This window comes from Paenibacillus oenotherae, from assembly GCF_019443105.1.
Lineage (GTDB): Bacteria > Bacillota > Bacilli > Paenibacillales > Paenibacillaceae > Paenibacillus_Z > Paenibacillus_Z oenotherae.
In genome coordinates, this window is record NZ_JAHZIJ010000101.1 from 1 (window position 1) to 281 (window position 281).

The 281-nt window shown below is 52.0% G+C and carries 1 rRNA gene; it reads left to right on the forward strand.

Features of this window, described 5'->3' with window-relative positions:
* Positions 1 to 169 precede the first annotated feature (169 nt).
* A 5S ribosomal RNA gene (gene rrf, locus K0T92_RS24760) occupies positions 170 to 281 on the forward strand; the annotation flags it as partial.

A 281-nucleotide genomic window follows, 5' to 3' on the forward strand; every position in this document is an offset into this window, starting at 1 on the left:
AGGTTCGGGGTGGAAGTGCAGCAATGCATGCAGCTGACGAATACTAATCGGTCGAGGGCTTATCCTATTTGGTATAAACCAGCTAATATTTACGCAAACCTTTCGTATCCAGTTTTCAGGGTGTAACACCTTGAACGATTGTTGGATGATCATTATCCCAATAATCCCGTTTGGTGGCGATGGCGGAGGGGACCCACGCGTTCCCATCTCGAACACGACCGTTAAGCCCTCCAGCGCCGATGGTACTTGGACCGCAGGGTCCTGGGAGAGTAGGACGTCGC